Below are 24,602 nucleotides of genomic sequence, written 5' to 3'. Positions count from 1 at the left end.
CAAATCTTTAACATTTCATTATGAACACTAAAAAATTAGGGTTTAAGGAATTCCCTACGCCAAATTTTCCTGAACTGCTGACTAAAGCAGAGCCTTTGTTACTGTTCCTGATACTCCTGTTGCTGTGGTGTTGCGCACCTGGTTTCCTGCGGAAAGCAGATGTTGCTGCGGGATCCATTGATCAGAGCATCTGGCTTTTGATCCTGCTGAGCATCATGGCTTTTCTGCTGATACTGGGTTTGTGCTGGTGGATTTTTCAGCGCTTTGTGCTGGCGGTAGCGCTACCGTCAGTGGAATATATGGTTTCACAATTCAATCTTTTAAAAACATGGCAACAATACGTTTTCTACTTTGCTTCATTTTCCTTGCTACTGCTTTCAAGCCTGCTGTGCCTGATCGCCATCTGCTAAGGCAGTCCAATCAAAATGTCAGGCAAAAAATAGTGCGCATTGCAACAGCCGAAGTCGGCGTGAAGGAAACAGGGTATTCCAACCGTGGTATCCGTGTAGAGGAATACCTTCGATATGTATCGTTAAAGGGAGGGCAGCCCTGGTGCGCAGCTTATGTCTCATGGGTGTTTGGCCAGGCAGGTTTTGCTAAACCAAGATCGGGCTGGTCGCCAGATCTGTTTCCCTCTTCAAGATTGGCCCGCTCTGCTTTGCCCGCCAACCTGATTGGGATTTACTTCTCGGAATTAAAGAGGATTGCGCATGTGGGAATTGTGGTCAGGCAGGATGGGGACTGGATCGTAAGCGTGGAAGGTAATACAAATGATAATGGCAGCAGGGACGGGGATGGGGTCTATGTCAGACGACGGCATGCGAGAACAATTAAACAGTTTGCGGACTGGACGGATGGAGAGAGGAGGTTACCATGAGGGCTTTCAAGTTACTGCTAACTGTACTTCTACTGATCGTTTTGCTCATTTACAGCTGTAACCTGCTCAAAAATGTATCTACAGATAAGAGCCTGAATCGGAGTAATTCCAAGTCCTCTTCTGAGTATGTATTGTCCTCAGATTTTGACCGGGAAAGGAATATTGATTTTTTCTCCTACCGGAAAGACTCAGGTAACCAGCAATACCAGGTCACCTTATGGCCAAAAGGCCGGTTCAGCTTTAGCCAGGATAGTGGCTTTAGGGGAGAAGCAGATAGGATTGATATTAAAGGAACTGCTTCTTCCCTAAGGACTGCTACGGCCAGGATGAAAGGCGACGAAAAGTTGAAAGTGCAAGAGGAATTGACAACCCGTAACCAACAAAAGTTAGCCGAGGAGCAAAGCCACAAACAAAAAATTACATCTGTTTCCTGGAAGTTACTGCTGATGGTGGTGCTTGGTATCCTCGTCCTGCTGTTCTGGCTGTACCGGAAAATTAAACGGAAAAGTTAATGCTTTAAATTTTATTCTAATGATGAACGAAATCAAAAAACGGATTGCTTATGTCTTCGATGAAATTGCTATAGGAGAACAGTTTTATTACGGGCATAAATGTTATACTAAAAATGAACTTGGCGAGATTGAAGAGGTGCCGGGTGCGCCGGTGAAAAAGAAACACCAGATAGTTAATTCTCTTCACAAGTACTGCTCAGATGAAATCAAGGACGTTGTAAGAATAGGCTGTAAACATAATGGGTCGAAATATCATTCGGCAGAGACTAAGGTGAAGAAAAAGAATTTGGGATGTATCAAAGGGGATTATCCGGACTTGTATTTCGATTTTTCTGCGCTTTCATTAACTCATTCTTTGAATGGGGTTTATATGGAAGGCTTGCCAAATCCTGTTATTTGTAATGAACCCTGGGAAGGATTTAGGTTAACCTGGGATCCCAGTGGTGATGGAGCGACAGGCCTGGAAAAAGATGCAGATCGATTGGTGATGTTGCTATTTAATGTTTACCAACAGAGGTTCTATGTGATGGAAAATGCCGGCTATATTAGAGGTAACCAAATGCTGGATTTTTATGTGGAAGGGGCGGCTGACCATCATAGGATTGAAGGTTGGGCATTTTTCGTGAGTAAATGTGGTAATTATGTTTCTGGAACAACGTATCTGGGAGCGTTTTGTAAGGATAGGGATATTTAAACGGGGGACCGGGCTGCTGTCTTTTGGCACAGCCCTTTTTATTGATGTAGTTTAGTCTGCATACCCGCTCGAGTAGAAGACTTAGAATCTTTAACTTCTATCTTCTACACCGTCTGAAGCTCATTTCGAAATTATCTTCAATTTTTAATGAGTATCAGCTTATCACCGTCAACCATAGTTTGAGATATCAGTAAAAAAGTATTAGGACTCAACGATAATGTTCAGTTATCCTTTATTTAGGGGCCTGATTACCATATCAGAAATTCGTTTAAAATATCAGGCTATGAGATCTGAGAAAAAGACCTGGCCTTTGAACGAACATTATAGCTTTATAAATAATTCGATTATAGATATTAGTACCATTGTCAACCTAAAAAAAGAAGGTGTTGTAAAAGCAAAAGCCATTCGCCATTCAGGTTTTCACGGATTCCATTCGTTATATTTGATTATAAACCATAACTATCACAGTTCATGAGTCCAAAAATTGGAATACTGGCCTATGGGTCTTTGATTAATGACCCAGGCAAAGAAATTGAACCGCTTATAATTGACCGGATAGCTTGCGTTACGCCATTCGCTATCGAGTATGCTAGGTTAAGTAGCACTAGAAATGATGCTCCCACACTTATTCCTGTGAAAGAAGGTGGAGCCAAAGTCAAAGCGCAAATTCTGGTGCTAGAATGCAGTATTTCCTTGACCCAAGCTGAGGATATGTTATGGCGGCGAGAAACTCGGCAAAAAACCAATGTTAAACCATACCCGAGGAATAAGGAGCCTGGAAAAAACTCAGTTACCGTCATCCGAATAGATAATTTTGAGGGCGTTGACCAGGTAATTTATACCTCGATTCCTTCTAATATTGGCTTGAACTCTCCGGGCATTTTAGCTGGCTTGGCTGTGCAATCCATTTTGCAGGAAGCTGGGGAAAGGCAGATGGATGGTGTGCGATATTTGCTGGACGCGAAGCGAAATGGCATCAAGACACTAATTTCTGAGGCCTATGAACAAGAAATTCTCAAACACACGGAAACGGAAAGTTTAGAGGCCGCTATTGAAAAGCTGGACGCCTTGCGTCCAGCGCATTTGGCACGTGCCGCAGCACTAAGCGAATTTGAAAAAGAGGTCGTTGAATTAACGGATTTAATTTTGGCTTATGGGATGAATAAAACCACCGATACCAAAGGTAAGACCTACGAGGAATTTCAGGCATTAATTCAAAAAAACAAGGAAACTTTCATCACCAACGTTCATGAAGGTTTCAAACTGGCGCAAACTAAAATTGTTAACATGTTGCTCGGTTTTGAAACTGAGAAAGATCAATTACAAGCTGAAATAACACCGCTCAACCGAAAAAAGGAAAAAACAAGGGTGGACGAAATCGAAAGCCTCCTGGATCTAATACACCATAAGGAGGCGGTATTACGCCATTTGATAGATACCATTGTTTGGCAGCAGATCAAAGGACAATTATATATTGCCAGAAGGCTCTATCAAGGCGTGAAGGGCGAAAAGCGGTTACTTAAATCTAATATTGAATCGGTCATTAGTGCTGCAAACGAACTGAACAAAGATCCTTTGGCTTTTGCGCTGATCACTGACCTGTCAGCTTATATTCAAGTTGGAGATATCCTGATGACCGACGGCAAAGACGCATTACATTTTATAGAGGTTAAACAAGGGCGTAAAAATCACGAGATAATTCAGGTAATGGATGATGTGCTAAAGTCCGACAAATCCATGGAGGAAATCTTCAAAGATATTAAACATGATAAAAAGACGATCCAGCAATTAGACCGGAACATGAAGCAATTTAGTGGGATGTTTTCGTTGATGGAGATATTGAATACGGACAAGGGTACAGACCCATCATCTGGAAAGCCTGTAAAAATTATTACGCCCAAAGAAGAAACGCCTTATTTTCATGACCGGCTACATGGCTTATATGCACAATTACAGGCCCGTAACATGTGGGCCTATGATGTTATTGAGCGTTGTTTACACATTGCACTTTACGAAGGCCCGTTTCGTCGGTTAGGTCCTCTACTGTTAAAATCTATGGGCGATCAGCATGGAGGCAACTATATCATTGTGGATTTCCTTTCCATTATTAAGTCATTGCACAAACCATTGTTTTTTCTACCATTCCCAAGAGTTTTTTTATTTGATATCATCTTTGGCCGTGTCAAGTTATTCTTTATGCTGGAAATAGAGAAGTACCTAAAGTTATTTGAAGCCTTTGAAATGCAAGCGGAATGGCTCTCGAAAAAAGAAACCATGAAAGTCGTTGAAGGCGAAAAAGATCACGGCGTCTTTATCTATCAAAACCGAGCCATCCGCATCAAACACAAAGGAACTAATTTGGAATCTATTGTCAGCACCGGCCTTTTCGGCAAAATGTTCTTTGAGCATATTTTACCGTCTTACACAGCGTATACACAAAGCTATTTTCTAGACAAAAACGATCCCGAAGCACCGGATGCAGCTATTTGATCAAATGTGTAGCAACAAGAATTACTATATTTAAAATTTACTAAAGGCCGTAGTTAATGAATTTCGAAGAAAGCGATATTAATTTTGATCGTATTGATTGGCGTCAATTTGAGGAACTATGCTTCGACCTCCTAATGAAATACCAGTATCACGACATGATCTGGCATCAGGGCAGTGCAGATGGTGGAAGGGATATCGAAGGCTTGTCCACGGTAATTAATCCCTTATTGGGCTCTTACACGGAAAAATGGTTTTTTGAGTGCAAATTTTACACAGGCGGTGTTCCTATGGATGAACTAGTGAGCAAGATCGGTTGGGCAACGGCGCATCGTGTAAAACATTTTGTTTTAATAACGAATACCCATCCGACGAAAGACACTTGGGATTATCTTAACAAAACCCAGGAAATGGCCAGTTTTAAAATACATGTTATTGACGGAAAAAAAATCAAGTTAAGGTTATTAGCGTTTCCTGATTTGATTGTAAAATACTTTGCGGATGATACTGTAGCGTGGGTTAAGAATTTGGTTCGGCAATGGCTTTTTCAAAAAGCACTGCCTGAAGTAAAAACACTTGCCAGGTTGGCGGAGATTGTCGATCCGGCCAAATTCGCTAAAGAAGAGCTGGTATTTCTGATGATGGCTTATCAATCAAGTGATTACGACGAAGATGATCTACCTATTGACTTTGAACCATTTGATTTTGATTTCCTTTGGCCTGAAATTGTTAAATATGAAAACGAAAAATATCCGATCAATCTAAATGATGTATTTCTTTCCCAGGATCGTGATTGGCTTCATCTTAGGTTGATGAGTTCCACGATTGAACAACTCGATGAATTTGCTTTCGCCATGCAACACGAAATTGACGATGTAGGACATATTCAAATAACGCTGAGAAGAACCGGTAAACAATTTGCTGTTAAAATTGCCATCAACAAGCCTCAACCATGAAAGTTGTATTAGACACTAACATTATTTATGATGACTTCAATTTTAAGAAGCCCAATAGCCTGATTTTACTACGTGAATTGAAAGAGGGCAAGTTGACACTGCATGTCCCTGAAATTGTATTAGACGAAATCGTCAACAAATTCCGGCAACGCATGGAGAAGGCACATAAAGAAATCAAATCTGAGTTAGATACGATTAAAGAACTGGCGTTGGAAGGATTAACTAGCCCGACGAACGACCAGGTGATTAGTGATCTGGTCAACAACTACCGTGACAGATTGATGTCTTTATTTGAAGAATACGATGTTAAAGTAATTCCGTATCCTAAGACTGATCATCGGTTCTTGGCAAAAAAAGCGATGTTAAAAACAAAACCTTTTAATACGAATGAAAAGGGTTATCGCGACAATCTCATTTGGGAAAATATTAAATCTTTGATCTCAGGAGCTGGCGAAGAAATAGCATCCCGCCCCGAAATGGTATTTGTGACAAATAATCATACCGATTTTATGTCCGGTGATAACCTGCACGAGGACTTGGTTGCTGAATTAGATGAACAGGATTTGCAGAGCGACACGGTGGCCGTCTATAGAAATCTAAAGGAGTTTGTCGACAACGTATTGAACTTATATGTCGTGCAGGAAGATGTATTCAGGGAGCGGCTTAATGCAAATGATTTTTGGGATTTTGAATTGAAGTCAATTATTGAAGAGTATTTAGATAATGAATATGTTGGTCGTAACCTTAGTAATTTTGAGTTTTCTGCGCCAGGCGATTACTCAGATGACGATCGGGAGATCACTGCTTATCATGAAAATTTTCAAATCCGCGATTTAACAGTAAAAAAACTGAGTGCCGATGAATTTGTGGTTGATGCTAGGATCGATATTGAAACCGAACTTGAATATTTTGTAGATAAATCAGATTATTATTCCAGCAGGGATGAGGAATATGCCGTAATCGACTCTGACTGGAATAAACATGTGATGCTCGTCGGCCAAACAGAGACCATCCCATTTGATGTGACATTAATTGTGAACAGCAAATTAGAATGTCAAAGTATAGAGCTGAACAAAACTGATTAAAAGTGACAAGTTTCCTATGGATTTGCTAATGTTTTTAGTATTATTGCTTGCAGTTGTTTTTGGAAGTGATAATTATGTTAAGGTATTTTTTAATCTATATTAATATTGTTAGTTTTATAGGAGTAAAAACCTATAAATCAAATACCTTTCATCGCCAATCCAACCCAATGGCAGAATCCACAAAATCAAATCCTGATGTTTTATCAGGAGAATTGGACGTTAGTCCTGATCATTATGCTAGCATCGTCGATCATATTCAGGAAAATTGTAACATTAACGACAGGCTACAGGCCTCATTTCATTTTATTAAATATCACGATTGTGTCAATCGTGATAATGATTTCTTAAAAACGCTTTCCGGATACCTTGTTCAATATTGTTTTTCTAAACAACGTTATAAATCAGCCAACGTTTTTGAGGTCCAACAACTGTTTATAGAGGCCAGGGATAAGTTTTTTAATCCTAAAGACTCAGCCAATGGTCGAAGTGGTGCAAGCCGGTCAGGGGAGCTAGGTGAAATCGCTCTTTATTTTCTTTTAGAATCATATTTAAAATCTCCGCAGATCGTTAGTAAAATGGCGCTCAAAACCACTGGTGGTGAAAATTATAAGGGTTCAGATGGTATTCATGTAGGCATTGTAAATGATAAAAAGTGTTTTTTTTACTGTGAATCCAAGTTGAATAAGGTAAAGGATAACGCCTTTAGTTCCTGTATCACTTCAGTTATTGATTTTCACTTACACAAAAAGGATTTCGAGATATCTGTTGTCAATAATCATATTGAAATAGAAGACGTTAATCTGCGGCAAGCGGTTTTAGACTTTTTAAACCCTTCCAAACCTAAAGGAGATGATTGGTTAGAAGTAAATGCCTGTTTTATTGGGTTCGATTGGGCGAATTTCATAGATATCGAAAAGTGCCAGCCTAATGAAGCTCTGATGAAGAAACTGACAGATGATTTAAAATTGGAAATTGAAACCATCAAAAAACACATTACTGATACTATTATATTCCCTACTATAAAACACCGTTTTTTCTTTTTTGTAATGCCATTCAAGGATGTCGAAAATATGCGCAAGAATTTTATGAAATTGTTGTATGGAGGGAAATAATAAAATATCTATTTACGATGAGTTGGCTGTTTCGATTGTTGTATCAGAGCGGTTTAAAATATATTTGTCGCTGATTCGCAACGAGTTATTGAATACATTCGAGCCTGCTAGGCAGCAGAATGATATAACTAGGGAGGATTTGAAATTTTTATTGGAATCCGCTTCTATTTTAGCTTGTGCAACTTCGGACGCACATAAACAACTTGCTTATGCTATTGCGGTAAACGTCTATAACCAGTTCAAATCAGAATATGAGGATATTGATCGAATCGCCTCTTTTCTCCTATTGAGGCTTGGTAATTTTCCGGGGTTTCAGTTACTTAAAAACAGGGCAGTTGAACGAGCATTAGAAAAGGAAATGGCTGATATTAATATCAATCAGCAATATGAGGTCATTTCAAAAAGCATTGATAACAAAGTTTCCGTGAACGGAACTGATCTTTATCTGACAGATTTTCAGCGAGACGCATATCATAGTCTGAGTATTGGGCAAGATTATAGTTTTTCAGCACCTACCTCAGCTGGGAAATCTTTTTTAATGATTTTGTTTATTATAGAGCAGCTTCAACAGTCCACTGAACTTAATATTGTATATGTCGTTCCTACAAAAGCCTTGATCAACCAAGTTAAAAATGATATAAGAAGCGCCTTTAATCGCTATGATATTCAGGGCGTTGGGGTGCATTCTTCTACAACCTCTTTTGAATTAACGGAGTTGCAAAGCACTCCAACTGATAAAATCAAACATATCTACATACTTACCCAGGAACGGTTAAGCCACTTATTATCAAGGCGCGATATTCCTTTTGTTATTAACATTTTGATTGTTGATGAGGCGCAAAAAGTTGGTGACGGTTACCGCGGCGTATTATTGGAAAGAGTGATTACACAAACAGCGCGCACTTACCCGAAAGCCAGAATTGTATTTTCTTCACCGTTAGCTTCCAATCCTGAGTTTTTCAAAAAATTCAAGCCAGAATTACAAGAATCGAGGACCAACAATTCGCCGGTACATCAAAATGTACTCTTTTTGAATAGTAAGAAAAAGGATACTTTTTTGTCGGTGTTGCATGATAAAGTAGAAGCTCTAATTGAAGATAACGACCTTCAAAAAGGATGTCCAATTGCTAAACGCGCGAAGATGGCTTATTGGGCATTTCATTTAGGAAAAGGACAGTCTAATATTCTCTACGGAAATGGTGCGTCCGAAACTGAAGAGTTGGCCAAGCACCTTTCCGACTTACTACCGGATGTGCAAGATGAACGGATCGAAGAATTTGTCAATTTTATTCGGGACAATATTCACGGGGAGTACACTTTGATCAGCTGCTTGCGTAAAGGTGTTGCGTTTCATTACTCGACCATGCCGCGGGAATTAAAGGAAAAAATTGAACTTTTATTTTCGGATGAAACTGTTCCGGTAAATTATTTATGTTGCACCAGTACACTTTTGGAAGGTATGAACCTGCCTGCAAAAAATGTCTTTATCATTGATCCTACCAAAGGCCAGGGGAACCACATGGGTAAATTTGATTTTTGGAATCTTGCAGGCAGGGCAGGACGACTGTTAAAGGATTTTTATGGCAATATCTATTGTATTGACCCAGACTCTTGGAACGATGAAAGTTACATCCCGGAAAGATCTATTGAAAACTATACCATTGAAAGTTCCACTGATAATGTTTTGGTCGATAGAGCAGTAGATTTAACCAGCTACCTGCAAGATGTTGACCAAACTTTTCCAGGTAAAGATAAAGAGCTATTAGAACAAACATCATCTACTTTTTTGATTAATTCGCTGAATGATCCCGCCGATACCATCGGCAAATATCTTAATGACCATAAGATTACGATGGAAAGCCAGCAGGTAACGACTATCGAAACTGCTATTACCGGAATTATCAATGAAAACGTGTTACCCGATTATGTAATCCGGAAGAATCCGGGCATCGATATGAGGTTGCAAAACCGGCTATTTGCGTATTTCAGCACTGTGCCTACCAGTGTCTCGGTGCCGGTTTATCCAGCAGCCTTTGAATTTTATAATTCCATAGTTAGTGTTTATGACGCTATCAATACTATATTTTTGGCTTCGGCAGACACCCGTATGATTAGACGTTATGCATTCGTTTCTTCCGTCTGGATTAAAGAAAATCCTTTAGGTTACCTGATTCAAGAACAAGTAAAATATGAACAAAAAGAAAACAAGTTTTCATCTGTAAATAAATGCGTAAGGACGGTAGTCGATTTGATAGATGGTATACTCACTTATAAATATGCCAAGTACACCAAATGCTACAACGATATTTTGGAGCACTATATTCAAACCATTAAGGCGGATGTTAAACTGATCAATTTATCGGCTTATCTGGAACTGGGTGCATGTAACCCGACAACGATTAGCTTAATATCTTTGGGTCTATCCAGAACGACTGCCATAAGATTACGCATCCTGATCGGGCGCAATGACCTTGACCGCACGGCATGTGTTAATTGGTTGAGTCAAAATTATACGCGATACAAAAACCGCTTGCCGGTAGTTTGCCAAGATGATTACGACAATAATTTTAACGAATAATGGATATCGGCGATTTTTCAAAATTTGAACAGAATTTTCTAAACGGAAAGCTTGGCGTATTTGCTGACAAATATGTACGGATGCGGATTGTCTGGACACCCGAACAATTGTCTGATGATTTTTTAAAGCACATCGAAGACGAACTGGTAGCCGATATCATTTATCTTCAAAATTTTAACGATAACCGTAGGCCGGGTTTCAATCCGATTCGCTCGATGGAATGGTTAACATCGCGCAGCGGGCATACTTGGGTATTAAACAAAGCAATCACTAAGTATAATAAAGATAAAGATGTAGCACGGAAAGGAAGCCCCATCGCCGAAAGGGTTCGATTTGGCGACCGTGGTACTAAAATGTTTTATGATATCAATTTTGGTCTACAGGGACCGAATAATCATAACCGGGTGAGCACCGAAGAATATCGTAACATCAACCTTATTCCCTGGACGATTAAACACGTTAACCATGAACTGAAAATTAAACATGGCACTGATCTCAAGACAATACTTTACAACTTACCCTTAAACAGTTCACTGGTAGATATCACAGATCATTGGCTTGGAAATTATTATGATGATGAGAATAACCCAGCTTTAATGCCATTGCTCAAAACGTTCCGCTCACCGTTCTATTATTACGTTTATAAAGGGAAATATTATGCCTCGGCAGAAAGCTTAGGTGAAGAGAGATTTTCCCCGGATTCACAATATTACCAATACGGTTTCGACCTCTGCGTGCTTAATTTTTATCAACAACAAGGGGCGGTATTTGATATCAAAGATTTCACAGAGGAAGAAAGACCATTGAAAATAATTTTAAAACAGCTGACCAATGAGGCAGGTATAGATTACCACGCTGTCAGTCCGAACGACCTGGGCGTCAATGCTGATCGTTTTTTTACAACTTATGCAAACTATCTTAACTCCAAATCTATATCATGATCAAAGTAACCTGGAGGCCGCTCATGTTAGCTGCCACCCAAAACACATCTTACTGGTACTCTTTAAAAAAAGTAAAGGATCAAACCACCGCTAGGTTTGCTAACGCACTGGAATGTCAGATCAATGAAGACTTAAATGTTGGTCACGATATTTTATTAGTCGTTGGCATGAAAAAAGGACCGGACAAATTCACTTGGGATTTCTCTTATGTTCCTGAAAGTGCCGATGGAAAAGAGGTTATTAGTTACATTAAGAACAGGCGCTTTGCCAATGTTGGATTGGATTTCATCTTCTAATGTCTTTGTTTCACTATACGACCTTTCCTACACTGATTGAACATATCCTGCCGACAAAAAAAATACGCGCAAGTAATCTCAATGGGATGAATGATCCCAGGGAATCGCATCCCTGGTCATTTGGAAGTATCAATTTGCCACACGAGGAATTGTTTAAAGATGAGTACTCCAGCGAAACCCATATCGATTGTCAAATGAAATTTGGCAGGATGGTGAAAGATCGCTTTCAAATAGTTTGCTTTTCTGGCGCTCGGCACGAAGGCTGGAACAATGAAATGATGTGGGCGCATTATGCGGACAGACAACGCGGAGTTTGTCTAGAGTTTGATGCTGATTTATTAAAATCAACGATTACTGATGAATTCCCCAACTTGAATTGGGTGCTGGAGCCGGTTACCTACATTCAAAAGCCGGTTGAACATCCCTGGATTTATTGGAATCAACACGAATCAATCCAAGACAACTTTTTCAATAATATTCAACGGATATACCCTGTAATGACTTTACATAAGTCGCATTTTTGGGAAAAGGAAGATGAGAAGCGCTTGGTATTTCTTAATCAAATGGAAACTGTTTATGTGCCTATCAATTCCTGCTTAAAAGCCATCCATTTGGGGCTTGGGTTTCCACGATCCTATATGCCTGCCATTGAATCACTTCTTACTGAAATTGGAAATGCGAAAATTTATCAAATGATTTACCAAGGCGATGTTTATGCGCGCTGGCGTTTAAAGAAAACAGCCGATAAATGGCTTTCTTATGCGGAAGATGATTAATTAATGAATTGCAGGAATAAGTGTTTATCAAATTTTTGAAATTCGTTGAGAGTAAAAATGAAACATCTTTACTTTACTCATCCACCAGTCAAAATTACAAGGTTCGAAATAGTTCAATGATCCATGAAATCCTTCCCCTGTAAAACCGTAACAAATACGTAACGGACCAAAATTTTGAGGTTTCAAAAATAGTTCGTAAATTGCTTCTGTAAGTCAGAAAAGCATATTTTGCCTCATAATAGGGCGGTTAGGCTAGAAGACTCATAATCTTTTAGTTCAAATAATTGCATGGTGAATATCTTTTGATTTACGGACTAATTGAGAAAACTTAAGTTGGTAGTTACCAATTCGTAATCTTTCATGTATGTTTTGGAGCACTTCCGTAGGTACTACATTATACCAGCAGAAGTATTATCAAGCTCATGAAGTATCTATTTTAAAAAATACGATTCTGGAAATTCTCAGTCCATAATATTCCTATTTTTTGTATTTGTTTTAATACTTTATAGATTTGCCAATCTCATATATTAAGTGAGGTTTTCTATATGAATAAAAACAAGTTAGATACTGGTTTCAAGATCCGCTCTTTACGCCAAAGACAAATGAAAGGTCAAAACGCTATCGCGCAGAATTTGGGTATATCGATTGCGGCTTACGCAAAAATTGAAAAAGGTATTACAGATATAAATATTTCCCGTCTAACTCAAATCGCAGCACTTTTCAATGTAAAGCCAGAAATCTTACTTCCTAGTTATATTGAGGAAGAGAAAGTTATTGAAAGTTCTGTGGGGAATATAGAGAATATAGAAAAAATAAATGCATTAAATTCAGAGGTGATTAAACTCCAGTCTGAGCTAATTAATGCATATGAGCAGATAGAAAATCTAAAACTGGAAAATAGTCGTCATCGGTCTACAAGGTCACAATCAAAGAAATGAAAAACATGGTCTTCTAAACTTGGTAATTGGTCAACAAGCTCTGGCTAATTGATGGTGGCCAATATTTAACAAAGTTATTCGGGCATCGCCCGAATAACTTCAGCTTTAAGAATGGCTGATTACATCATCATTTCAAAGTTTTGTAATAGTTTTCCTGGCTGTCTATTACTTAGCATTTGCCGGTCAGCGAAGCTCAGATAACCATCTGAGGTAACGATCAAGTGGTCTATCAGTTTGATGTTCAAAAGCGCAGCACCCTGTTTTATTTGATTCGTAATGTCAATGTCTGCTTTACTGGGAGCGAGGTTCATCGAGGGATGGTTGTGCGCGAGCACAATTCCACTGGCACCACTGTTGATTGCTGCTACCAATATGGATATTACGGTTCGAATGGTGCCAGCTATTTCGGTCTGTTAGTGCCAGCGATTACGGTTTAAATGATGCCACTTTGGTGGTTTAAATTTTCATCCATTTATCGGTTTTTACGGTTCAAACTGTGCCACTTTAAAAGATCAAGAAAGAATTACCTTTTCGCTATTAAATACAGCGATATGGCCAACAAACTTGATCCGATGGACTTAAAACAAATACTCACATTACATCTGGAGGGTTACAGTAACCGTAAAATAGGTTCTGTTCTCGGTATTTCCCGTAACACTGTCAACACCTATATGCAACTATTTGCTGGTAGCGACTATTCATGTCAGGAGCTTCTGGGGTTTGATACGGTTGCCTTATCCGAACTGTTCTCATCACATACCACCCTGGACACCATTCGCCACAATGAGCTCATGCTTTATTTTGAGGGGGTCAACAAGGCCCGGAACCATCCCGGTTTTACCTTCCTGTATCATTATCAGCAATATGTTGAGCTGGCGGCAGAACCTTACAGTTATACGCAGTTCCTTGAGCATTTTCGCCGCAAGTATCCTAAAGAAAAAGGGTCAATGAAACTTCAGCACTTGGCTGGCGAAGAAATGTTCATAGACTTTGCCGGTAAAAAGCTGCAGATCATCGATAAGCAGACCGGGGAGATTGTTCCCGTGGAAGTATTTGTAGCCATACTTCCCTGCAGCCAGTACACTTATGTTCAGGCATGTATGAGCCAAAAACGCGAAGACATGCTATCATGTTGTGCTGATGCCTTACGTTTCTATGGCGGATCGCCTAAAGCGATTGTATCGGATAACCTTAAGTCCGCAGTTAACAGATCGAGTAAATACGAGGCCGATATCAACCGTAGCTTTAAAGACTTTGCCCGCCATTATAATTGTGTTATCAACCCCACCCGTAGTTACGCTCCCCAGGACAAGGCGCTGGTTGAGAATGCGGTGCATTTGGTCTACCAGCGTATTTATTATCCTCTACGGGAAATGACCTTCTTTTCTCTGGAAGATCTTAACAGGGAAATTGCTGTCTTATTGGAGTGTTACAACACGCTTTTGTTCAAACGAAAAGAATCCAGCCGTATTGAACTCTTCCAAAGTATTGAACGTCAGTATCTAAAAGAGCTACCACCCAGTACCTATGAAATGAAAGACTATAAAAGGGCCAAGGTGCAGAAGATGGGTTACGCATACTTTTCTCCTGACAAATGTTATTACAGTGTTCCCTACCGATATATTGGAAAGGAGACCATGATCCACTACACCAAGAGTCGTATTGAGATCTATTATAATCATGAGAGGATTGCCCTGCATCAGCGTAACCTGAATAAAGGTAGCTACATCACTAACACAGATCACTTGAGCAGCACACATAAGTTCTACTCGGATTGGAGCCCTGAGTTCTTCAGGAAAAAAGCGTTGCCACATGGTGAATATGTTTTGGCATGCATAGAAAAAGTACTGGCCTCGCAGGATTACCCGGAAATAAGCTATAAGCGCTCTTTGGGCATTATTCATTTGAACCGTTCCTATGGCTCTGAGCGGCTCAATAATGCCTGCAAAAGAGCTCTGGCAACAGATAGCTGCTCTTACCTGCGCATAAAGAACATCCTGAAAAATAATATGGACAGACTGCCCGCTATTGATGAGCAACCCGATACCATAAAACCACATATACCTTTTCATAACAACATACGCGGTGCTTCCGCTTACCAATAAAGACAATCAAAAATCACAACAATGAATAATCAGACAGTGAAAACTACGTAACATGCGCTTGGGCGATGGCTCAATTACACCAACAGTATGTAAAGGAAAACAGGTTTGAAGGCATCACATGCGATGAATACCTGGCACTACTGACCGACCATCAGTGGGAAGACCGCGAGAACAACAAAATTGATCGGTTGCTGAAACTGGCAAACTTTAGGCAGAACGCCAGTCTTGCCGATATAAACTATGCCAGTGAAAGAAATCTGGACAAGAACATGTTTGCACGACTTGGCACACTGGACTTTACAATGAGAAAGGAGAACATCATTATATGTGGCGCCTGCGGCACAGGCAAAAGCTATCTCTCACAGGCCCTTGGACATCAGGCATGTCTTACTGGAGTAAAAACACTCTATACAGTAACCGCCAGGCTGATCAAAAAGCTGAAATTGAGCAAAGTTGATGGAACCTACCTCAAGGAACTGGAAAAACTAACTAAAATGGATCTGCTCATACTGGATGACTTTGGACTGCAGGCTTTCGATAACCAGGACCGGGAAACACTGATGGATATTATAGACGACCGGCATGGTAAAAAATCAACTATCATATCCTCACAAATACCAGTCTCGGCATGGTACGAAATTATCGGTGGTGAAGGAACTATTGCAGATGCAATATTGGATCGGATTGTAAACTCCTCACACAGGATTGATCTGAAAGGTGAATCCCTCAGAAAAGGAATATTGAAAAAGGAATAATCCCAGCTTTTTTATATCATTGTATGATCTTTTAAGTGGCACGGTTTGACCGAAATCACTGGCACCATCACGCCGAAATACCCACAATATAATTCTGACATCTACTAGCACCCCTCCAATTCCACCCGAGGCAACTGGGAGCAGCCCCAGTACGATGCCCGAGGTGTTGAGGAGAATGACTTTGAATTCTTCGATAAAGCCGATGGTATTTTGATTCCAGTTGTCCATCAGGATCTGATATAGATCATTCGATTTGCTCACTTTTGGACGGTCACAGAGCTTGAATTTAGGCTTGAAACTCAGCTCGATGCTTGGGATATTGTGGAGGTTCTTTAACATGACTTAATGGTTTATAAATTTTCAATAAATGGATGTGTTTCTTCAATTTCTTCCCGTGTAGGCATCAGTGCCCGGTACAACTGGAAAATGCTTTCCATGTTGCCTTGAGGATAATCATCCAGGTCAGATGTTTTCCTTGCCATCTGAATCATATCCATTACGGATACAAGGTCTCTCTGTAGTTCCATGATGAACGTAGATTCAAAATCTTCAAAAATTGGAATATGGATCGTGGCCATTCCTTTACTTAATTCATACATGGTTAAAGCGATTTAGATTTTGCTAAAATAGAACGGATGCGGGTAACGTTAAATACGTACTGATATCGGTCGTTGTCGTACTGCTTTTTTAATCCTCCCAATCCATCGCCCTGGCAGAAATTATCCAGTAGGTCTTTAAGCAACCGGGGATCAATGGTTAGTCCAAGGGTTCTGCTGACGTGCTGGTAAATCTGGTAAGGCCATTTGGGCTGTTCAAAATATCCTTCCTCCCGCATTTTTGCTATTTTTTGTTTAACCAGATCACGCTGGTCATATTGCATCTGAGCGAATACTAGTTTTGGTCTCAAATCAGCATCTTCAGTTAGGATGAAGTAGACATGTGCGTGTCCTACTGAAGAGTAGGAAGTGCAAATGTGGAAGTATCTGGATTCAAAGAGATGCCGTTCCATGTTGATAAAGAGTGGGTATTCTTTGATATCCGTGTCGTCAGGTGATGGGTTGATCTGTTCTTCTAAAGCTTCAGAAATGAAGTCCAGATCTTGTATGGTATAGGATGGTATAACAAGACTTTCTACACCGTCTATGTAGTTATGTTCTTTTCCGATCAGGAAAGAAAGATCGCTGGATTTGAATCCTTTGGCAATGCGTTTTTTCATCACCTGAAAAATGATCTCCAGCTTCAGGTTGCTGCTGTTAATGTAGGTTTTCATTGTTACTGTTTTTTAGGGTTTAAAAAATTGGACATAGCGCTGCCATGGGGACGAAATCCTTGAATGGCAAAAAGATAAAAAAGGGAAAAGGAGGTAGGTTTAACCTGGTGGATTCGGGTTAATGAACATCATCAGGGGCATAAAAAAATGCCGCTCAGAATGAAAATGAGGTAAGGTAACAGAAGTAGGGTAAGGGTTTAAGTTCATCATTGCTTTTTTGAGTTAAAGGCGCTAAAGCAATGATCCTAATAGCAGGAGGGAACAATAAAATATGGTCGCCTCCCGCACGCACGACACCTCCTCGGAGAGGAGAGAACCTAAGTTCCCCAACAAGCAGCACGGAAGACGCCCATATTTCTGGGTAAAGTTACAGAAATCGGGCCGTCTATCAATCCATACTTTGCTTGTTGAGATTTCCGAGGTCTGTCGTGCAAAGTTTCGTTGATTTAAAAGCCAAATCAATAAAAATTTATGCGGGTCATCCGGGAGCTACCCCCGTGTGAATCGCATGATGTAAATCTATCGATAGTGTTTTGATTGTTGTTAATTTTTGACCAATTATTTAAATAATTAATTTTGAGTTGCTTTTTATTTTTTAATAATAAACATCAACCTAGCTTTATAAACTTATAGCTAATGCCAAGACGATGAGGGTTTTAACTCATATCTTATCCTTAAATCTATATATGGTGGATAGATTTGCTGCGATAAGCAGGAACAAACAAACTCTCAATAACTCTTTGTTACTAAGAATAATCCGGTATATGATTTGCTCCATAAAAATCAAATGGATATATTTGACTAAAATAATAATACAATGAGTGATAAGGACATACAATATCTAAAAGAGATTGCTATCGCAAGACTGGAAGAGGCCAAACGGATGACCAAAACTCAGGCCATTCGCTCTTTAAATGATGCAGGCATCCTCACTACAAAGGGTCAATTCAAAAAGAACTACCAACCTTTGGAGGAGATCGTTGCAAAATAAGTCTCAATTATGTACGATGTACGCCCCAATACCATTATTGGCTTTCATGGCTGCGATCTTAGCGTAAGAAATAAACTCATATCAGATCCCAATACCGTTGAAGTAAGTAGCAAACCTTATGATTGGTTGGGCAATGGTTTTTATTTTTGGGAAAATAACTATACGCGAGCACAACAATGGGCAGACGATAAGGCGGCAAAAGGTGAAATTTCAAGTCCTGCAGTTGTTGGAGCTGTGTTGCAGCTTGGAAACTGTTGCGACTTTCTCGATTCAAAATTTACCGGCATTATTGAGCTTTATTATCCCGCAATGGCGGCGGAATATCTGGCTGCTAATAAACCCTTACCAAAAAATGTGGAGGCTAGGGATGATGCACATAAAGATAAACTTGTTAGGTTACTGGACTGCGCGACAATAGAATATATGCATAAAGTTGTCACCGAAACGTATTTTAAGGACATAAGTGCTCAAGGTCACAGTTCATCTAAAGTGTTTGATTCGGTGAGGGGTGCATTTTCCGAAGGTGGCCCTGCCTTCCCCGGTGCGGGAATACAAAAAAAGAGCCACATTCAAGTATGTATCCGCAATTTGAACTGTATAAAAGGATTTTTTATTCCCCGAGAAGAGATAGATTTTCCGCTACCTTTGTAATATATCAACGCTAAAAATGGCACATTTCATTTTCATTGGTGCTGTCTGAAAAATTCAAATATATTAACCCTGTCAAATCTGTACCAATACATTAACGTTAGCGCTAACATCACTGCATGAAAATTCATTATAATAGTCAATTAATACCCTTAATGGATGAATTTTCATGCACATTTAACTAACTGTGAAAATTAAAACAAGGTATATTCTTCTGGAAGGAAATGCCATGATTGTAATTAAAAAATGTAGTATTGTAGTGTGATACGTGTACTAAGTCACATGATACATCCTCATTTACGTAAGATTATGAAAAAGAATATCATCCTCACCGCATTGTTCGTTATGATCTGCTGGTCTACATTTGCACAGCAGGCATTGTCTGGAGGCTCCGATCTGGTGTCCCCGGAAGTTCATGAAAACAAAACCGTCACTTTCCGGATCTTCGCACCAAAGGCGGCAGAGGTGAAACTCACCGGCGACTGGATGCCAGCAGATGGCAGAATGCCCGGAGCTGCGGCCATGTCGAAAAATAAAGATGGATTATGGACTTACACCAGCCCGGTCTTGCCCTCAAACCTGTACAACTATTCCTTCCTGATAGATGGGCTGAAAACTACTGATCAGAACAATGTATACCTGATCCGTGACGTCGCCTCCCTGACAAATATTTTCACCATTCCTGGCGATAGAGCTGATCGTTACGATGTTAAAGATGTGCCTCACGGTACAGTTGCAAAACGCTGGTATGATTCTCCGGGTAACAACATGCGCAGGAGAGTCACCGTATACACTCCACCAGGGTATGAAACCGCTAAAGACAAATTACCAGTACTGTACCTGTTGCATGGGATGGGAGGGGATGAAGAAGCCTGGCCTGCATTGGGTAGGGCTACGCAGATCCTGGACAACCTGATTGCACAGGGAAAGGCGAAACCTATGATTGTGGTGATGCCCAATGGAAATGTTGCCCAACAGGCAGCTCCGGGTGAATCTGCAAAGGGATTTTATAAACCAACATTTCAGCTGCCAAATACTATGGACGGCAAGTTTGAAGAGACCTTTCCTGATGTGATGAAATTTATTGAAAGCAACTATCGCGTGAGCAATAAAAAGGCAGACCGTGCGATTGCAGGTCTTTCCATGGGAGGGTACCACTCCTTGCACATCTCCAGGTTCTATCCGAATACCTTTGACTACATTGGCCTGTTCTCTCCGGCGGTATTGCCCGATCGGAAAGCCAGCTCCGTCGTGTATAAGGATTTCGAGCAAACCTTAAAGAAACAAAAAGACAATGGTTACCGGCTGTATTGGATCGGGATCGGCAAGACAGATTTCCTGTATAAAAATGTGACGGACTATCGTGCCCAGCTGGATAAAATAGGACTGAAATACACGTATCAGGAGTCGGAAGGTGGCCATACCTGGACCAACTGGCGCGACTACCTCTCTACATTTGTGCCCCTGTTGTTTCAATAGGTAACAGCGCTCTGGTAAGGGCGCTATTTTTATTTCAGCCTTTATTTCAGCAGATCGTAATCTGGTAGCATCGGCGGGTTGCTTTGTAAACTGAGCATAGCAGAATGTCAATATCACTGAATCTGGAAAAGTAATATTCCCTTAGCTTTGGTAAACACCAATGAACCTTTGCTACCAGATATGAACCGTATTGAAATCAGATTTCCAATTTTTTCTTCCTGCCTGCTTTTGTTTTTCATTTTTGCTGTCCCCACAGTAGAGGGGCAGTCGATAGGAAAAAAGACCGCCAGTCGCCTGACACAGGCTAAACGCAAGGCCGCCAGTGTTACGACAGCTAAAACAACCTATCAAAAGATATGGGACAACCAGCCCGCTGAGAACTGGATGACCGATGCGTATCCAATTGGTAACGGCAGGATCGGAGGCATGACCTTCGGCGGAGTAAATTCGGAACACATCCAGTTTAATGACAATACCCTTTGGACAGGTAATGAAACAGAGCGGGGTACCTATCAGGCCTTCGGCGATCTGTTCATAGATTTTGATCAGACCTCAGATCACCCTGAAAATTATCATAGGGAACTTGACCTGAGCAGATCCTTAAGTACCATCAGCTACTCGGCAAACCAAACCCAGTTCAAACGTGAATATTTTTGCAGCTTTCCCGACCAGGTGATGGTACTGCGGTATACGGCCGACAAGAAGGGCGCCTTTTCCGCCAGTCTGCGCCTCAAGATGCACATGGTGCGCAACCAACTGCAAATGGTACCATGGTACAGTTAAATGGAAAATTATCAAATGGAATGGAGTACCAGGCCACAGCATTGCTGCAGCTTGAGGGTGGTTCGGCTAAAGTCCAGGCTGACCCTCAGGGAGGATCGTTGCTTAAAATATCCGAAGCTAATGTCATGACCATACTTCTGAGTGCTGCGACAAATTTCAGTATGGACAGAAAGCAAAACTGGAAAACTACAGAAAGCGCAGCGGCCAAAGTGCAGCGACTGCTGAAGTCTGCAGCCGCAAAAAGCTATGTAGAACTGCTGAGCCGACACCTCAAAGACTATCAGCAGTTATACGGAAGGGTGAAGCTGGATCTTGGCCAATCAAATGAAAATACCATCAAGATGCCTACCGCAAAGCGTCTTCTGGAATACCGGAAATCACCCGATCCTCAGCTGGAAGCGCTGATCTTTCAATATGGCAGGTATCTGCTCATCAGCTCTTCCAGGAGAGGTGGCTTGCCGGCAAACCTGCAGGGCTTATGGAATGAAAGCAATGATCCGCCATGGGGCAGCGACTACCATACGAACATCAACATTCAAATGAACTACTGGCCGGCAGAACCGGCGAATCTCTCGGAGTGTCATTTTCCCTATCTTGATCACATCAACAGCATCCGGGAGGTCAGAAAGATCAATACCCGCAAGGAATATCCGGGAGTGCGTGGCTGGACACTGAGGACGGAAAGCAACCCCTTTGGTGGCGAGAGTTATCTCTGGAATACGCCGGGCAGCGCCTGGTATGCGCAGGCACTCTGGGAGCATTATGCTTTCACAAAAGACAAAACCTACCTGAAGGATTTCGCTTATCCGATACTAAAAGAAATTACGGAATTCTGGGATGACCACCTGAAACGTCGTCCCGATGGAACTTTGGTCTCACCCATGGGCTGGTCGCCGGAACATGGACCGACAGAAGATGGGGTGACGCATGATCAGCAGATTGTGGATGATCTTTTTATAAACTATACTGAGGCCGCAGCTATCTTGGGCATAGATGCAGATTATAGGAAACACATTATTGATTTGAAGGCACATTTACTACAGCCAAAGATCGGTAAATGGGGACAGCTTCAGGAATGGGAGACGGATCGTGATGATCCTAAGGATACCCACCGGCATGTGTCGCATCTGTTTGGCCTGCATCCGGGAAGGTCCATCAGCACCATCAAAACTCCGGAGCTGGCAAAAGCAGCAAAGGTAAGCCTGCTGGCCCGGGGCGATGAATCCACCGGCTGGTCGATGGCCTGGAAGATCAACTTTTGGGCAAGGCTTCAGGATGGCGATCATGCACATACCATCATCCATAATTTCATTTCGCTGGTTGGCGGTGGTGGTGTCGACTATAATGAGGGCGGCGGTATTTACGCGAACCTCTTCTGTGCGCACCCTCCTTTCCAGATTGATGGCAACTTCGGATATACTGCAGGTGTAGCCGAGATGCTGGTCCAAAGCCATGCGGATGAGATACAATTGCTACCCGCATTGCCCAAAGCCTGGTCGACAGGAAAAGTACAGGGACTGAAAGCGCGTGGGGATTTTGAAGTTTCTGATATGAGCTGGAGCAACGGACAGTTGATCAGCATCAGCATCAAGTCTGGATCGGGTGGGAGTTGCTTACTCCGCTACGGAAATCTGAAACATACTGTCATCACAGAAAAGGGAAAAACGTATCATTTTAAACTGGATACAAAGGGCTTCAGAAAGGCAGGTTAGACGTCTTTTTTGTGTTTCTAATTGTTTAACATACAATAAGATGCTTAACATATTGATAACATTGAATTAACCTGTTAATAACTTACATTTGATGATACAAAATCAGGTTATGAAAAAAGGTAAATTGAAGTCACTAGTAGCATCAGCGCGGAAAGCAGCAAAGAAAGATATTGAGCTAAGTATAATCTCTGAATTAAACGAAGTTGCAGAAAAGTTAGGTCAGGATTCTAAAAAAGTAAAGAAGAAAATAGCAAAGGGAGCGAGAAAGTTGGCCAAACAACTGTCTAAAGCACTTAAGATAGATAAAACAGCGGTAAAATCGGAAGTCGCAGCAGGTAGTGTAGTGACTCCGGAATTGGAGGAAGCGAGCGTTTCTTAATCTGCTCAGACATTTTTCATGAAGCCCATGTGTTAACCATCCCAGGTTGATACATGGGCTTTTTTGTTTTTGTCCAGATGATCAAGGATTAATAATCGGATTGGAAATCACGAAATGTGATATCCAAGAATTGAAGATTAGTTTATTGATCAATTGACTTACACATGTGAAATGTGCTACTCAGTGGCTCAGCTAGTTATACATATTCCTGTATCACATACCATAATTCCTGATTTGGAGGGAACATGATATTTTAGCAAAATCTTATACTAATTTTGTTAATAAAAACAGGATGGAACCGATCACCAGGCTTGAGCATGTAAGTAGTTTCAATGAAGAAAGAGGGCAGGAAACGCTTCACCCTTTGATAACAATATTGGACCAGAATAAATCAAAGCCAATCAAAGTACATCGCTTTTTATCAGGCCTATATATCGTTTTTTTTAAGCATGAAAAATGTGCCGATATCTTATACGGACGTAGTCAATATGATTATCAGGAAGAATCGCTGCTGTTCATTTCTCCCGGTCAGCTGGCAGGTTTCGAAGAGGACGGTACAATGATACAGCCCAATGGCTGGGCCCTGGCTTTTCATCCTGATTTAATCAGGGGAACAACATTAGGAAAGACGATTAAGGACTACCATTTTTTTTCTTACGATGTTCGCGAAGCACTACATGTTTCTACCCGGGAAAAGCAAATTATCCTGGAGTGTTTTGAGAAAATAAAATTTGAACTTGAGCACCCCACAGACAAGCACAGTCGCAAGCTCATCGTCAGCAACATAGAACTGTTCCTGAATTACTGTGAACGTTTTTATGACAGACAGTTCATCAGCAGGGAGTTTGTGAATAAAGATGTGCTGACTAAGTTTGAGGACCTGGTTGATCGTTATTTTAGAGAAGATCAGCGGTTAGCAGGTCTCCCTACAGTGACCTATTGTGCCGGGCAACTTCATTTATCGCCGAAATATTTTGGTGATCTGATTAAGAAAGAAACAGGTCAGTCTGCTCAGGAATACATTCAAAAGAAAGTGATAGATGTAGCCAAGGAAAGGATGTTTGATACCAGTAAGTCCATCAGTGAAATTGCTTATGAAATGGGCTTTAAGTATCCCCAACATTTCACCCGGATGTTTAAACAGCATGTTGGACGATCTCCACATGACTTTAGAACAATGAATTAAGATAAACCTAAACTCGTCCCAATGAACAAAAACATCGTCTAC

General features: G+C 40.9%; 26 protein-coding genes. 22 read left to right on the top strand and 4 right to left on the bottom strand.

Annotated elements, in window-relative coordinates; genetic code table 11:
- Nucleotides 1-20: 20 nt before the first annotated feature.
- From PBAL39_RS02005 to PBAL39_RS01940, 13 genes are all read left to right on the top strand, one after another.
- Nucleotides 21-410 carry a hypothetical protein gene (locus PBAL39_RS02005; RefSeq protein WP_008237713.1) on the top strand — a complete coding sequence of 130 codons (390 nt, stop codon included), beginning with the start codon at nucleotides 21-23 and terminating at the stop codon, nucleotides 408-410.
- A 32-nt stretch (nucleotides 411-442) separates the two neighbouring features.
- Nucleotides 443-877 (top strand): peptidoglycan-binding protein, encoded by a 435-nt coding sequence (locus PBAL39_RS02000; protein WP_008237711.1) that lies wholly within the window; start codon nucleotides 443-445, stop codon nucleotides 875-877.
- Nucleotides 874-1,389, top strand: coding sequence for a hypothetical protein (locus PBAL39_RS01995; protein WP_008237710.1), 516 nt, complete (start codon nucleotides 874-876; stop codon nucleotides 1,387-1,389). Before PBAL39_RS02000 ends, PBAL39_RS01995 begins: the two co-directional genes overlap by 4 nt.
- 19 nt (nucleotides 1,390-1,408) lie before the next feature.
- Complete coding sequence (locus PBAL39_RS01990) at nucleotides 1,409-2,083, top strand: hypothetical protein (protein ID WP_008237707.1); 675 nt, start codon at nucleotides 1,409-1,411, stop codon at nucleotides 2,081-2,083.
- Between the two features lie 471 nt (nucleotides 2,084-2,554).
- Nucleotides 2,555-4,573: a hypothetical protein gene (locus PBAL39_RS01980; protein ID WP_008237704.1), complete on the top strand. Its 2,019-nt coding sequence runs from the start codon at nucleotides 2,555-2,557 to the stop codon at nucleotides 4,571-4,573.
- Between the two features lie 56 nt (nucleotides 4,574-4,629).
- The gene (locus PBAL39_RS01975; protein ID WP_008237702.1) at nucleotides 4,630-5,526 is read left to right on the top strand and encodes a restriction endonuclease; all 897 of its coding nucleotides are present in this window, start codon (nucleotides 4,630-4,632) and stop codon (nucleotides 5,524-5,526) included.
- Nucleotides 5,523-6,611 carry a PIN domain-containing protein gene (locus PBAL39_RS01970; protein WP_008237700.1) on the top strand — a complete coding sequence of 363 codons (1,089 nt, stop codon included), beginning with the start codon at nucleotides 5,523-5,525 and terminating at the stop codon, nucleotides 6,609-6,611. The genes PBAL39_RS01975 and PBAL39_RS01970 overlap by 4 nt, the downstream gene beginning before the upstream one ends.
- Nucleotides 6,612-6,778: 167 nt before the next feature.
- The gene (locus tag PBAL39_RS01965) at nucleotides 6,779-7,723 is read left to right on the top strand and encodes a DUF1837 domain-containing protein (RefSeq protein WP_008237698.1); all 945 of its coding nucleotides are present in this window, start codon (nucleotides 6,779-6,781) and stop codon (nucleotides 7,721-7,723) included.
- Entirely contained in the window at nucleotides 7,710-10,301 is a 2,592-nt protein-coding gene (locus tag PBAL39_RS01960) for a DEAD/DEAH box helicase (RefSeq protein WP_008237697.1), read from the top strand. The genes PBAL39_RS01965 and PBAL39_RS01960 overlap by 14 nt, the downstream gene beginning before the upstream one ends.
- Entirely contained in the window at nucleotides 10,301-11,242 is a 942-nt protein-coding gene (locus PBAL39_RS01955; RefSeq protein ID WP_008237694.1) for a hypothetical protein, read from the top strand. Before PBAL39_RS01960 ends, PBAL39_RS01955 begins: the two co-directional genes overlap by 1 nt.
- Nucleotides 11,239-11,538: a hypothetical protein gene (locus tag PBAL39_RS01950; RefSeq protein ID WP_008237692.1), complete on the top strand. Its 300-nt coding sequence runs from the start codon at nucleotides 11,239-11,241 to the stop codon at nucleotides 11,536-11,538. Before PBAL39_RS01955 ends, PBAL39_RS01950 begins: the two co-directional genes overlap by 4 nt.
- 86 nt (nucleotides 11,539-11,624) lie before the next feature.
- Complete coding sequence (locus tag PBAL39_RS01945; protein ID WP_157273850.1) at nucleotides 11,625-12,314, top strand: DUF2971 domain-containing protein; 690 nt, start codon at nucleotides 11,625-11,627, stop codon at nucleotides 12,312-12,314.
- A gap of 545 nt (nucleotides 12,315-12,859) precedes the next feature.
- On the top strand, nucleotides 12,860-13,252 hold the full coding sequence (locus tag PBAL39_RS01940) for a helix-turn-helix domain-containing protein (protein ID WP_008237688.1): 393 nt from the start codon (nucleotides 12,860-12,862) through the stop codon (nucleotides 13,250-13,252).
- A gap of 119 nt (nucleotides 13,253-13,371) precedes the next feature.
- On the opposite strand, the gene PBAL39_RS01935 is transcribed toward PBAL39_RS01940, so the two are convergent.
- Nucleotides 13,372-13,644 carry a JAB domain-containing protein gene (locus PBAL39_RS01935; RefSeq protein WP_369750709.1) on the bottom strand — a complete coding sequence of 91 codons (273 nt, stop codon included), beginning with the start codon at nucleotides 13,642-13,644 and terminating at the stop codon, nucleotides 13,372-13,374.
- Between the two features lie 159 nt (nucleotides 13,645-13,803).
- Here PBAL39_RS01935 and istA point away from each other — a divergent pair, with 159 nt between their 5' ends.
- A complete protein-coding gene (istA, locus tag PBAL39_RS01930) occupies nucleotides 13,804-15,357 on the top strand; it encodes an IS21 family transposase (RefSeq protein WP_008237686.1) in 1,554 nt (517 codons plus the stop codon).
- A gap of 65 nt (nucleotides 15,358-15,422) precedes the next feature.
- Nucleotides 15,423-16,112: an IS21-like element helper ATPase IstB gene (istB, locus tag PBAL39_RS01925; RefSeq protein WP_008237685.1), complete on the top strand. Its 690-nt coding sequence runs from the start codon at nucleotides 15,423-15,425 to the stop codon at nucleotides 16,110-16,112.
- Here the strand turns inward: istB and PBAL39_RS25510 are convergent.
- Genes PBAL39_RS25510 through PBAL39_RS01910 form a run of 3 tightly spaced genes read right to left on the bottom strand, consistent with a single transcriptional unit; the run spans nucleotide 16,053 to nucleotide 17,382 of the window.
- Entirely contained in the window at nucleotides 16,053-16,451 is a 399-nt protein-coding gene (locus PBAL39_RS25510) for a DNA repair protein (protein ID WP_008237684.1), read from the bottom strand. The two genes, istB and PBAL39_RS25510, sit on opposite strands and share 60 nt — an antisense overlap.
- Nucleotides 16,452-16,462: 11 nt before the next feature.
- Nucleotides 16,463-16,711 carry a hypothetical protein gene (locus PBAL39_RS01915; protein WP_008237683.1) on the bottom strand — a complete coding sequence of 83 codons (249 nt, stop codon included), beginning with the start codon at nucleotides 16,709-16,711 and terminating at the stop codon, nucleotides 16,463-16,465.
- A 2-nt stretch (nucleotides 16,712-16,713) separates the two neighbouring features.
- Nucleotides 16,714-17,382, bottom strand: a complete 669-nt coding sequence (locus tag PBAL39_RS01910; RefSeq protein ID WP_008237682.1) for a hypothetical protein — start codon at nucleotides 17,380-17,382, stop codon at nucleotides 16,714-16,716.
- An 817-nt stretch (nucleotides 17,383-18,199) separates the two neighbouring features.
- Between PBAL39_RS01910 and PBAL39_RS25505 the strand changes: the two genes are divergently transcribed.
- The 7 genes from PBAL39_RS25505 to PBAL39_RS01885 all read left to right on the top strand — a co-directional run bounded on the left by PBAL39_RS25505 (nucleotide 18,200) and on the right by PBAL39_RS01885 (nucleotide 24,560).
- Entirely contained in the window at nucleotides 18,200-18,373 is a 174-nt protein-coding gene (locus PBAL39_RS25505) for a hypothetical protein (protein ID WP_008237678.1), read from the top strand.
- Between the two features lie 9 nt (nucleotides 18,374-18,382).
- Nucleotides 18,383-19,024 (top strand): hypothetical protein, encoded by a 642-nt coding sequence (locus tag PBAL39_RS01905; protein WP_008237675.1) that lies wholly within the window; start codon nucleotides 18,383-18,385, stop codon nucleotides 19,022-19,024.
- Nucleotides 19,025-19,330: 306 nt separating this feature from the next.
- Nucleotides 19,331-20,500 carry an esterase gene (locus tag PBAL39_RS01900; RefSeq protein ID WP_008237673.1) on the top strand — a complete coding sequence of 390 codons (1,170 nt, stop codon included), beginning with the start codon at nucleotides 19,331-19,333 and terminating at the stop codon, nucleotides 20,498-20,500.
- A 180-nt stretch (nucleotides 20,501-20,680) separates the two neighbouring features.
- A complete protein-coding gene (locus PBAL39_RS25150) occupies nucleotides 20,681-21,283 on the top strand; it encodes a glycoside hydrolase N-terminal domain-containing protein (RefSeq protein ID WP_008237671.1) in 603 nt (200 codons plus the stop codon).
- A complete protein-coding gene (locus tag PBAL39_RS25890) occupies nucleotides 21,271-22,995 on the top strand; it encodes a glycoside hydrolase family 95-like protein (protein WP_008237669.1) in 1,725 nt (574 codons plus the stop codon). The genes PBAL39_RS25150 and PBAL39_RS25890 overlap by 13 nt, the downstream gene beginning before the upstream one ends.
- Before the next feature lie 109 nt (nucleotides 22,996-23,104).
- Nucleotides 23,105-23,374, top strand: coding sequence for a hypothetical protein (locus tag PBAL39_RS01890; protein ID WP_157273849.1), 270 nt, complete (start codon nucleotides 23,105-23,107; stop codon nucleotides 23,372-23,374).
- A 292-nt stretch (nucleotides 23,375-23,666) separates the two neighbouring features.
- Complete coding sequence (locus tag PBAL39_RS01885; protein ID WP_008237665.1) at nucleotides 23,667-24,560, top strand: AraC family transcriptional regulator; 894 nt, start codon at nucleotides 23,667-23,669, stop codon at nucleotides 24,558-24,560.
- Nucleotides 24,561-24,602: the final 42 nt, after the last annotated feature.

This window comes from Pedobacter sp. BAL39, from assembly GCF_000170795.1.
Lineage (GTDB): Bacteria > Bacteroidota > Bacteroidia > Sphingobacteriales > Sphingobacteriaceae > Pedobacter.
The sequence above is the reverse complement of the archived record's forward strand: the minus strand, read 5'-3'. Positions and strand labels throughout refer to the sequence as shown.